11 protein-coding genes are annotated in these 11306 nt (G+C 69.8%); all 11 read left to right on the forward strand.

Annotation, left to right across the window (positions count from 1 at the left end):
• The first annotated feature begins 1 nt into the window (after position 1).
• On the forward strand, positions 2-2395 hold the full coding sequence (locus HZB86_00225; protein MBI5903976.1) for a hypothetical protein: 2394 nt from the start codon (positions 2-4) through the stop codon (positions 2393-2395).
• The gene (locus tag HZB86_00230; GenBank protein ID MBI5903977.1) at positions 2392-3483 is read left to right on the forward strand and encodes a hypothetical protein; all 1092 of its coding nucleotides are present in this window, start codon (positions 2392-2394) and stop codon (positions 3481-3483) included. Before HZB86_00225 ends, HZB86_00230 begins: the two co-directional genes overlap by 4 nt.
• The gene (locus tag HZB86_00235) at positions 3480-4694 is read left to right on the forward strand and encodes a right-handed parallel beta-helix repeat-containing protein (protein MBI5903978.1); all 1215 of its coding nucleotides are present in this window, start codon (positions 3480-3482) and stop codon (positions 4692-4694) included. Before HZB86_00230 ends, HZB86_00235 begins: the two co-directional genes overlap by 4 nt.
• Positions 4691-5752: a hypothetical protein gene (locus HZB86_00240; GenBank protein MBI5903979.1), complete on the forward strand. Its 1062-nt coding sequence runs from the start codon at positions 4691-4693 to the stop codon at positions 5750-5752. Before HZB86_00235 ends, HZB86_00240 begins: the two co-directional genes overlap by 4 nt.
• The gene (locus HZB86_00245; protein MBI5903980.1) at positions 5749-6837 is read left to right on the forward strand and encodes a carboxypeptidase regulatory-like domain-containing protein; all 1089 of its coding nucleotides are present in this window, start codon (positions 5749-5751) and stop codon (positions 6835-6837) included. The genes HZB86_00240 and HZB86_00245 overlap by 4 nt, the downstream gene beginning before the upstream one ends.
• Complete coding sequence (locus tag HZB86_00250) at positions 6834-7727, forward strand: right-handed parallel beta-helix repeat-containing protein (GenBank protein MBI5903981.1); 894 nt, start codon at positions 6834-6836, stop codon at positions 7725-7727. The genes HZB86_00245 and HZB86_00250 overlap by 4 nt, the downstream gene beginning before the upstream one ends.
• Entirely contained in the window at positions 7724-8179 is a 456-nt protein-coding gene (locus HZB86_00255) for a hypothetical protein (GenBank protein ID MBI5903982.1), read from the forward strand. Before HZB86_00250 ends, HZB86_00255 begins: the two co-directional genes overlap by 4 nt.
• Before the next feature lie 14 nt (positions 8180-8193).
• Positions 8194-9162 (forward strand): U32 family peptidase, encoded by a 969-nt coding sequence (locus HZB86_00260; protein MBI5903983.1) that lies wholly within the window; start codon positions 8194-8196, stop codon positions 9160-9162.
• Positions 9159-9923 carry a hypothetical protein gene (locus HZB86_00265; GenBank protein MBI5903984.1) on the forward strand — a complete coding sequence of 255 codons (765 nt, stop codon included), beginning with the start codon at positions 9159-9161 and terminating at the stop codon, positions 9921-9923. The genes HZB86_00260 and HZB86_00265 overlap by 4 nt, the downstream gene beginning before the upstream one ends.
• A 94-nt stretch (positions 9924-10017) precedes the next feature.
• On the forward strand, positions 10018-10896 hold the full coding sequence (locus HZB86_00270) for an AAA family ATPase (protein MBI5903985.1): 879 nt from the start codon (positions 10018-10020) through the stop codon (positions 10894-10896).
• A gap of 20 nt (positions 10897-10916) precedes the next feature.
• A partial coding sequence (locus HZB86_00275; protein ID MBI5903986.1) for a hypothetical protein occupies positions 10917-11306 on the forward strand: 390 nt, incomplete at its 3' end.

The following is an 11306-nucleotide window of genomic DNA, read 5'->3' on the forward strand; positions in this document are numbered from 1 at the left end:
CGTGGCGGTCTTTCTCGCGGCGGCGGGGGTTCTCGCGTTCGAAGTCCTCCTGACCCGGGTTTTCTCCGTGGTGGCCTGGTACCACTTCGCGTCGATGGCGATCGCCGTAGCCATGTTCGGCCTCTCGGCGGGCGGGCTTCTCCCCTATCTGCTGCGGAAGTCCGGCAGGCTCCCCGCCGGATTTTCCGGGATCCCGCCGTCGCTGGGCGCAGCTCTTGCCGGGATGTCCGCGCTCGTGACCGCGGCGCCGTACATCGTCCTTCTCCTGTTCCGGCGATACCCCCTCTGGGCCGGCCGCCTCCTGTCCGTGTTCCACCAGCCGTACTACGAGCCGTTCCGGGCGGCGGCGCAGGCCGCTCCCGCATCGGACGCCGCCCAGATCGGGATCCTGCTGCTCCTGTTCTCCCTGCCGTTCGTGGGCGCAGGGGCCATCTTCGCCCTTGCGTTCGCGGGGAAGGGAAACGAGGGGGAAACGTATCTCCACGTGATGGGCGGCTCCGCCGCGGGCGTTGTCGCGTACCTGCTGGCCATGCGCGCGGGCTCCGGCCCGGCCGCGTTTCCCTTCGTCGCGGCGCTGTTCGCCCTGTCCGCGGCCGCGTTCTCCCTTCGCCGCGGGAGCGGACGCCGCGCCGCACCGGTGATCGCTTTCGCGGGGGCCGCGGCGCTCCTCGCGCTCGGGTTCCTGGAGGCGCGATACGGGTTCGCGGAGATCCGGTTCGCCCGGGGGCGGTTCGAACCCGGCATGCTGTGGACCCGTTGGGACGCCGTCTCGCGGGTCGCCGCGTATCCGGTGTCCGGGGAGGAGTCGTCGAAGGCGTGGGGGGTAAGCCCCGCGTACACGGGGCCGGTGCCGGAGCAGGTCGGGATGGTCGTGGACGACACCGGATACACGGCCCTCTTCGGGGTGGGGAAGGAGCCGGATACGCTGGACGCCTTCCGGTGGAACGTGGCGTCCGCCGCGTACCACGTCCGGCCCGGGGCGTCCGCGCTGATCATCGGCCCTGGAGGAGGGAAGGATATCCTGTGCGCGTTGTCGTCGTCGGCCCGCTCGGTGACCGCCGTGGAGATGAATCCGCTCGTCGTGCAGGCGGCCGGCGAGGCGTTCGGGGAATTCACCGGGAATCCGTACGCGATGAAAAGCGTCCGGACGGTGATCGCCGAGGGGAGGAATTTCCTCGCGTCCGACCGGGAGAGGTATGACGTCCTTCAGATGACGCAGGTCTTCGGCCGCGTCCCCCCTTCCGCCGGCGCGTTCACGATGACCGAGGACCACCTCCACACGGAGGAGGCGTTCCGGTCGTACCTCGCCCATCTCCCCGACGACGGGATCCTGACGATCACCCGGTTCATCCACGAACGCCGCGTCTGGCGGCTCCTTTCCCTGTCCCGCGGCGCCCTCGCCCGTCTCGGTTCCGCCGATCCGTCGCGCCACGTGGCGGCGGTACGCGACAGGGGATTGATCAACATCATGGTCCGGCGGACGCCGTGGACGGACAAGGACCTGGCCGCGCTCCGCGGGTTCTCGGAATCGATGGGATTCCCGATCCTGTTCGCGCCCGATCGGCCGGCGGCCGGGCTTCCCGGCAGGATTCTTTCGGGGGAGGAGGGGCGCGAGGCGGGCGCGTTCGACTACTCCGCCCCTTCCGACGACCGTCCCTTCTACTACTACACGTTGCGGCCGGGATCCTTCCTGTCGCCCGCCGGCATGAAGTCGGGGGAGTTCGACGACAGGGCGGTGTCGATGCTGCGCGGATTCCTTCTCTCCGCCGGGATCCTCTGCGCGATATTCCTCGTCGCGCCCGGGGCGCTGCTTTCACGGGGGGGTGCCGCCCGGCCCGGGATCGCGGCCCCGGCATACATGTTCCTCGTGGGGCTCGCGTTCATCGTCTGGGAGATCGTGATGATCAAGCGTCTCGCGCTCCTGTTCGGGGCGCCGGTGCTCTCCCTCGCGGTGGGGCTGCTGTTGATCCTGCTGTTTTCCGGAGCGGGAGGATTCCTGTCCGAGCGCGCCGTCCCGGGAGACCGGACGCGGTGGCTCCCCGGGGCGGCGATCGCGGCGACCGCGTACCTTTTCTTCTGCGGGCCGGAACTCGTCCGTTTCGCCGGGGCCGGGCTCCCCGCTCGCGTCGCGGTGGCTGCGGCGTACGTCCTTCCCCCGTCGATCCTGATGGGGATATTCTTCCCGGCCGGCCTGCGCAGGTACTCCTCCCCGGATTCGGGAACGACCCCGTTCCTCTTCGCCGCCAACGGCGCCGCTTCGGTCCTCGGCGCCGCGCTGACGCAGGCGCTCACGCTGAACATCGGGTACGGAGCGACCACCCTGGCGGGCGGGGTCGCGTATGCGCTGGGCGCGGCGGCGCTCGCCACCCCCGGAAAGGGGGAGGGGCTGGAATGACGCCGCGTTCCGGCCTCTTCCGAACGATCGCATCGCGGATTGCGGCGGTCTCGGTCCTCCTGCTGGCCGTCGCCTGCTCCCCCCGGCAAGGAACGGTGGAGGGTGTGGCGTCGATCGACGACGCGCCGGCGGCGGGTGCGGAGATCCAGGCGTTCGTGAAGGCTGGCGCGGAGCGGTCGGGGACGCCGTTTGCAACGGGCGCCGCCCGGGAGGACGGATTCTTCTCGCTCCCGCTCCCGCCGGGAAGCTACCACCTCGTGGCGCGCAGGACCGTCCGCGCGGAGGGGCGGGACCGGACGTACAAGGCGGAATACTCCGGGAACCCGGTTCGCGTGTCGGGCGGCGAAACCGTGAAGGGAATTTCCTTCGCTCTCGTCGAAATGTCGTCCGGCGGATTCGTCCCGCGCCGGGGGACCGGCGTGACCGGCGCCGTAGTGATCGACGGGAAGCCGGCGAAGGGGGTGTACGTGTACGCCTACCCCGACAACGTCGGCACGGTCCGGGGCCCCTCGTACGCGGCCTTCGCGCGCGCGGGCGAGGATGGACGGTTCCGCATCGTCCTCCGGGAGGGAGCATTCCGCATCGTCGCAAGGGAGAAGGGCGGAGAGAACGAGACCGGCGCCATGTCTTCGTCCGGGAAGACGGGAGGGGACGAGGGGATCCCGGTCCGTCTCGAACCCGGATCCACCCGCGACCTGGGGAGGATCGCACTGCGCTCCCCGGACGAGGGGAAGCGGAGGCGGCGCGCCGCCGGAGGCGGGCAGGCGGCGCCGGCGGCGGAGATCCGCGGCGCCGCGGTCCGGGAGGACGGTTCCCCCGCTCCCGGGGTATACGTGATGGCGTACGCGGACCACCGGATGATCGGACGGCCATTCGCCATCTCGGGAAGGACGGGGACCGACGGAGCGTTTATCCTGAAATTTCCGAAACCGGGGAAGTACTTCCTCGGCGCCAGGGGAGAGTACGGCGGTCCCGTCTCTCCCGGGGAACCGGTCGGGATGTTCGATGGATCGCCGGACCACGGGGTCCTGGTGCGCGACGGGGAACGGCTCGAGGGGATCCGGATCCGGGTGGCGGAGAAGTGGTGAGGGAGGCGAACATCGCCCCGCTCCCCCTGGCGCTCGCCGTGGCGGTGCTGCTCTCGATGGCCGCCGCGTTCCCGGGCCACGGGAAGGAGATCGCGGGGAATCGGACGTATTCGGGAGATCTGGTCGTCCCCAGGGGGGAGACGTGGAAGGTGCTCCCGGGCGCGGAGATCCGGTTCCGTGGAGGGAGGTGGATCGTTCGCGGGACCCTGATCGTCGAGGGGACGGAGGCGAACCCAGTCCGCATCGTCGGAGACGACGCGTTCGACGGGCTCGACGTGCGCGGAGAGGCCGACGCCAGGTTCCGGCACGCCGTTCTCTCGGGCGGCAGGCGAGGGGCGCAGCTGACCGGCGCGGCGGCCGGATTCCGGGAGGTCCGCTTCGAGGGGAACGGGGTCGGGCTCGACGTCGGGCAGTACGCCAGGGTCCGGGTCGACCGGTGCGTATTCGAGGGGAACGCACGGGTCGGGGTGCTGGTCAAGCGCGGCGGCGCCGCGGAGATCGCAGGGAGCCGCTTCTCGGGGGCGGGGAAAGCGGGCGTATACGCGTACGGCGCCGACAACGTGTCGCTTCGCGACTGCCGGTTCGAGCGAAACGGAACGGGTCTCCTCGCGGGGATGGCGGGCGCGCGCGTCCGGGTCGCGAAGTCGGTCTTCCACGCGAACGGCGTCGGGATCCTCGCGGAGAAGACGGCGGCGCCCGAGGTGTCGGGATCCGAGGTCACGGGGAACGGCACGGGATTCCTGTTCACCCGAAGGGCGGAAGGGACCGTCTCCGGATGCCGCATCGAGGGGAACGGAACCGGCGCGCGGGTGGAGTTCTCCTCCTACCCCGTGTTCCGGGGGAACGTCTTCCGGGGGAACCGGGATGCGGCGGTGCATCTGCGGCACCAGTCGTCGGAGTGGGAAGGCGAGGCGACGGAAGGGGACCGGGACGGCGCGTCGGGTCCGGGGGCGCCGTTCGGGCCCGGCGGCGGGTCGCGCGGAGATTTCCGGCCGCGGGATGGCGCCGGGGGGACGGCATCGAAGGGAGGTCCTCCCGGGAAGAGGGGGGGGCTGACCGGTACGGTGGATTTCCGCGGGAACGACTGGGGTGAGTCGCAGCCCCAGGTGGACGCGGGTGGAAGCGTGACCGGGATCCGCGACGGGCGCGTGGAGCCGTACTTCGAATACAGGGGGAGGAGGTACCGGATGGACACGGTGCTGCTGAAATGAGGCGCTTCGCGCCGCTCCTCCTCTGCCTGTTGTGCCTCGCGGAAGGTTCCAGCGCCGCCGATTTCACCGGCGTGCGGGGGCGGGTCGCCCTCAAGGGCGAGGTGATCCCGGGGGTCGTCGTGTTCGCCTTCGGCGATTTCGGAAAGGGGATTGCCGGCCACGCGGCGGCGCGGTCGGCGGGGACGAACGCGGAAGGGATCTACGAGCTGTCCCTTCCGCCCGGGAGCTACCACCTGGTCGCCGCGAAAACCGCGTCCGCGTCGCTTGCCGGGGTGAAGGAAGGGGACCTCTTCTGCTTCTACGGGGGGAACCCGGTCCGGGTCGAACAGGATCGGGCAACCAACGTGGGGTTCAACCTGGTCCGGGTCGGGAGCGACCCGCCATCCGACATGCCGTACGGTGTGGAGGGTACGGTGTTCGACGAGAACGGGGTTCCGCTCGCCGGCGCGACCGTCTACTTCTACGAATCCCCTGCGGGCGGATTCAAGGGAATCCCGGGGTTCTTCGCGCGGACCGGGCAGGACGGCACCTTCCGGGCGCGACTGAAGAAAGGGACATTCTTCGCCGTGGCGCGCAAGCGCGAATCGGGGGACCTGTTCGGCCCGACGCAGGTGGGAGACCGCTTCGCCTACTACGTCCGGAACCCGATCACGCTTCCGGAGGGCGGGGGCGCGAAAGGGATCCGGCTGGACGCGGTCCGCCGCCTGTCGATGCTGGAGACGTTCGAGGGAATTCCGGCGTCGTCCCGGGGGATCCCGCTCCGTGTCCGTGTCGTAGATCCGGCCGGGAAACCGGTTGCCGGCGTCCGCGTTCTCGCGTACCCCAACCGGGAGATGTTCGGCCACCCGGCGTACGTGTCCGGCAAGAGCGGAGCGGACGGGTTGGCGGAATTCACCGTCGCCGAAGAAGGGACGTTCCACCTCCTCGCGCGGGAAAACCTGGGCGGTCCGGCCGAAGGGGAGTTGTACGGCAAATACGCGGGCACGAAGGACCACTCCGTCGAGGTGACGCGCGAAGGAGCGCCGGGGGCGTTCGAAATCGTGGTGGAGCGGAAATGAGATCGAGCCTGTCCGCCCGCGCCCGGATTCTGGCGGTATCCGCGTCGTGCCTGCTGGTCGTTTCCTGCGCCGGCGCGCCGCCGGCGAGGGAGGCCCCGGTGCTTTCCGGGAGGGTCACTTTCCGCGGCGCGCCGGTACCCGGGGCCGTGGTGACGCTTCTCCGGACGTACGACCCGGCCGGCAAATCCGCGAGTCCATCGGTACGATCGTCGGGTGACGGAGGATTCCGGGCGGAAGTGCGGCCGGGGAGCTATTACGTGGTGGCGGAAGGCGCGTACGAGGGCGCCCCGGTGTTCGCCTTCTCCGGGCAGAACCCGGTGCGCCTCGAGTCCGGGTCGCGGTGGCTCGGGATGAAGGCGGTCCCGGCGGAAATTCCGGCGATGCTGCCCGGGAAGCCGGGGCGAGGCGCCGTGGCCGCCGGAGAGCTTGTCTTTCGCGGGGCGCCCGTGGAAAACGCATACGTGTACGTCTATTCCTCCCCGGACTCGCTCTTCAAGGGGATGGGAATGGCGATGAGCGCCCCCACGGGCCCGGGTGGGACGTTCGAGATCGAGAACCTTCCCGAGTCCACGTACTATCTCGTGGCGAGGAGACGCGGGGAAGGGGGGATGACCGGTCCGCTGGAGAAGGGGGACCTGTACGGGTTCTACCCGGGGAACCCTGTATATTTGAAGGATGCGACGGTGACCCGCCTGCGGCTGGAGCTGGTGGAAAAGGAGAAGGAGCTGGCCTACTCCGAGGTGACGTCGGGGACGGAGACCGTGCTGCGGGGGAAGGTGGTCGACCGGACCGGCAGGCCGCAGGCGGGAGTGTACGCGTTCGTGTACGACGACCGCGTCTTCGGGCACCAGCGCCCGTACGGCCATTCCGGGCGGACCGGCCCGGACGGGTCGTTCGCCATCTACCTGGACCGGCCCGGAACGTTCTACCTGGGCGCGCGGGAGCGGTTCGGCGACTCGCCCCGGCCCGGCGAGCGGTTCGGGTTCTACGACGGCACGCCGGACCACGCGGTGTCGGCCGTCGCGGGGATCGCCCGGGAAGGGTTGACGGTCGTGGTCGAGCCGATCCTTCCGGAGGGGAAGTGACACCGCGCCGCGCCGCCCGCATCCTTCCCATCCTCCTCGCCTGCGGAATCGCCGCGTGCGCCGGGGCGGGGAAGATGCCGGGGGGGAGGCTCCCGGCCGACGGGATCGCCCTGCCGATCCGCGGGCTCGCGGGCGACGAGACGTGGAGCGGCGAAGTCCGCATCCGGGGGTCGGTCGTCGTCCCCCGCGGGGTCACGCTGACGATCGCGCCGGGCACCGTCGTCCGCTTCGAGAGGATCGACGTGGATGGAGACGGAATCGGCGATTCGGAGCTGTACGTCGAGGGGAACCTCCTGGCCGAGGGGACGCCGGGGAGTCCGATCCGGTTCACGTCGGCGGAGAGGAATCCGTCCCCGCGCGACTGGAAGTACCTGTTCGTCAACCTGAGCCGCAGGACGGTCCTCTCCCGGTGCGTGTCCGAGTACGCGTTCTCGGGAATCCAGATCCACTTCTCCCGCGCCACCGTCACCCGCTCCGTTTTCCGCCGGTGCGTGGACGGGTTCCGCTTCTCGACCGCGGAAGGGGTCTTCTCCAGGAACCGGATGACGGAGAACGTGTACGGGGTCCGTTACGAGGAGCGCAACTCCACCGCGACCCTGTCGCGCAACGTCATCACGGGGAACAAGGTCGGGATCTTCTGCGTGATGGAGTCGACGGGGAAGGTGGCGATCCGGGAGAACCGGATCCACGGGAACGCCGACTACGACTTCAAGCTGGGAAACCGCCAGCGGGCGGACATCCCGGCGGCGGGGAACTGGTGGGGTACGACCGACCCCGCCGCGATCCGCGCGCGGATCTTCGACCGGGGGGTGGAACCCGACCTCGGAGTAGTCCTCTTCGAGCCGTTCCTCGCGGCGCCGCCGCCGGACGACGGCGGGTACGGGACGTGACGGTCCGGCGGCTCGTCGTGTTCTCCGTGTTCTGGCTCGGACTGGTCCTGGCCGTGCCCCGGACGCCGGAGGCGCACCCCAACGCGCGGTTCCTGCGCGGGGACATCACCGTGTCGACGTCGTGGGAGGGAGTGATCCGCCTCACGGGTACCGTGGTGATCCGGGAGGGCGTCACGGTGACGGTGGATCCGGGCACGGAGATTCTCGTCCAGCCGGGGGAGGGAACGGACATCGAGGTCCGCGGGAGGCTGCTGGTGCGCGGCATTCCGGAAAAACCGGTCCTGTTCGACACGGCGGGAGGGTGCGCGGCCGGTTCCTGGGGCGGGATCCGTTTCCGTCCGGGGAGCACGGGAACGTTCGAGAACGTGCGGATCCGCTGCTCCGCGGCGGGAGTGGCCGGGGAAACATCCGGCGTGACGAAGAAGGGCGTTACGCTCGAGGCGGGGCGGTGAGGTGAAGTGAGAACATGCTGATCCTGTCCCCCGCCGACAAGGCGTCGGAGGTCCCCGCGCTCGTATCCGCCGGCGCGGAGGAGTTGTACGCCGGTTACGTCCCGCCGTACTGGTCCGATGCGTTCGGACCGGTCGTCTCCTGCAACCGGCGCAGCTACGAGGAGGCGAACGCCGGCTCCCTAGATGAGCTGTTCGCCCTCGTCCACCAGGCGGCGGTGCTCGACGTCCCCGTCCACGTAGCCCTGAACGCTTCGCCGATCCCGGACGACATGATCCCGCCGCTGGTCGGGACGGCGGGGGAGCTTGCCGCGGGAGGGGTTCGTGGAGTGATCGTCTCGGACCTCGCGTTGCTGCTCTCCTTGCGGGATGCGAAGTTCCGGCGGCTGTCGCTGCACGCCAGCACGCTGTTTTCGGCCTTCAACGGGATGACGGTCGCGTTTCTCCGCAGGGCGGGGGCGGACCGGGTGATCCTGGCCCGGGAGCTTTCCACGGCCGATATCGCCGCCATGGCGCCGCTCGCGGGGGAGGCGCGCCTCGAAGTCATCGGATTCCGCGGGCGGTGCCCCAACATCGAGGGGTTCTGCACCCACCTGCACGACGATCCGGGCCGGAGCTGGCCGTGCGAGCTGTCGTACGAAAAGGAGTGGCGCGGGGAGGGGGAAGCGGCGCCCGCGGGCGTCCTGGACGCCATCGCACGGAACGAGGGGGTCGACCGGTTCCACTCGTGCGGGCTGTGCGCCGTCCCGCTCCTCGAGCGCGCCGGGGTCCACTCCCTGAAGATCGTCGGCAGAGGCGCGGAGACGTCGCGCAAGGTCGACGCGGTCCGCGCCGTCGCCGCGATGCGGGAGTGGGGGAGGGCGAACATCCCCGACGCGTCGGCGTGCGCCCGCCGGGGGAAGGATCTTTACCGGGAAATCTTCGGCCGCCCGTGCCGCCCGGAAAACTGCTACTTCCCCGAGTTCCGCCCGGGAGAGGTGCGATGAGAGAATATCGGTATCTCGGCCCGGACGGGGAGGGGATCGCGGAATTGCCGGTCGGGGCCGGGGGGGCGATGGGGAGCGAATATTGCGTCCACCTGCTGCCGACGGCGGCGCGGATGGCGGAGGCGGCCTCCGAGGCGTCGGCGAGGAGCGCCCCTCTGCTGCTCCTCACCCCGTACTTCCGGGACGCGGAACTGAAGCGGACTCTTCCGCTCTTCCGCGCGATCCCGCCCGGGGCGGACGTCGACGTCGCTGTGAACGACTGGGGGCTCCTCCAGACGCTCCACGGACTGTTCCCGCGGATGCGGCTGTCGGTCGGCCGGCTGCTCTCCGGGCAGAAGCGGTGCCCGCGGATCGGCTCATCCCCACGGCTCACGGAGGAGGGGAGGAAGTGGCACGGCGAGGGGATCTTCTCCTCGCCCCGCGCGCGGGATTTTCTCGAGGGGGAGATGGGCGTCACGGGGTACCACCTCGACGCGCTCCCCTGGACCCGGGGAGTCCGTCCGGCGCCGGAGGATGCCGAGTTCTTCGTCCACCAACCGTACTCGATCGTGACGGTGACGGACGCCTGCCCGTGGATCGGCGGGATGTCGTCATCGCTGCTCCCGTCCTGCCCACGGCCGTGCAGGGAAGGTTGCGTGGTCCTGAAGGAGCCTTCGATGGGCGAGGGGCTGCTCCAGCGGGGAAAGGCGCGGTTCGCGGCGGCCTCGGAACCGGTTTCCGCAGGCCGGATGACCCGTGTCCGCTACGGGAACCTGCCGTAGCATACCGCGCGGGCCGGAATTTACGGCCCCCCCGTGTGGCAATCACGGAATATCCTGCGTAATATTAGTGGATACACTTTCGCCGGAGCGTCCATTGCACCGAAGGCTGGAAAACGTGTTCTACGAAGTCCGCGCGCCGCGCCTGGCGTGGAACGACATCGGAGGCCTTGCGGGCCCCAAGGCGAAGATGAAGGAGATGGTCTGCCTTCCCATCACCCGCGCGAAGGAGCTGCGGTCGATGGGCGTCGATTTCCCCGCCGGGGTGATGCTGTGGGGGCCCCTGGGATTGGGGATCACGATGCTCGCGGAGGCGGCGGCGAAGGAGGCGGGGGCGACCTTCGTCTACGTTTCGGGCCAGGAAATGCTGGGAAAGGTCGACCGGATGGAGGAGGCGTTCGGGATGGCGGTCCGCGAGGCGCCGTCCGTCTTCTTCATCTCCGACATCGACTGGCTGTGTCCCCGCGCCGGCGCATCCTACGACTGGGACGCCGGTAACCTCCGGGGGAAGCCGCCGACCTTCGCCGACATCGCCTTCACGGAGAAGTTCCTGGCCCTGCTCGACGGCCTGCTTTCCGCGCCGGAGGTGCGCCTCGTCGGCTCGTGCTACCGGATCGACGTGGTGGACCAGGCGGCGATCAAGGAGAAGAAGCGGTTCAACCGGAAGATCTTCGTCGCCCCGCCGACGGCGGAAGAGCGGCGGGAGATCCTCGCCATCTACGCCGGGAGGATGCCGCTTTCGCAGGGCGTGGATCTTGCCCGGGTCGCGGCGAAGGCGGAGGGGTGCACCGGATGGGACATCGAGAACCTGTGCCGGAAGGCGGCGATCGTGGCGGTGGAGTCGGGGAGCGACCGGGTGGACGAGCGGCACTTCGATGCGGCGCTCGCCTCGATCACGCCGTGGCTCACGCCCGACATGGCCGAGGGGTATCTGCGGATCCACCGCGAGGATTGCCCGCACCATTACGCTTTCTGACATACGAACAGGAGATGCCGTTGAAACGATCCATCGCCCCCATCGCCTTCGCCGCCGCCCTGGCGGCCGTCGCGTTCCTCCTCCATCCCTTGTCGGCCGCCGCCTGCGTCGGACGCACGATCCTGGTGGGATACTTCGACGCTCCCGACCAGGCGATGGTGGCCAACATCCTGGCGGTCTTCATCGACGAGCGGACCGGGACCACCGTGAAACTGTCCCGCTTCGCCAGCCGGGAGGATGCGTTCGAGGCGGTCCGGCAGGACAAGGTCAGCCTCTACACGGACTACTCTTCCGTGCTCCTCTCGAAGTTCGCCGGGGAGAAACCCGGACCGGAGGACGGGAAGAACATCGCCCGCCTGAAGGAAGTGCTGAACCGGAAATACAACGTGGTCTGGCTGGAGCCGTTCGGC

The sequence above is a fragment of the Deltaproteobacteria bacterium genome (assembly GCA_016234845.1).
GTDB lineage: Bacteria > Desulfobacterota > Deferrimicrobia > Deferrimicrobiales > Deferrimicrobiaceae > JACRNP01.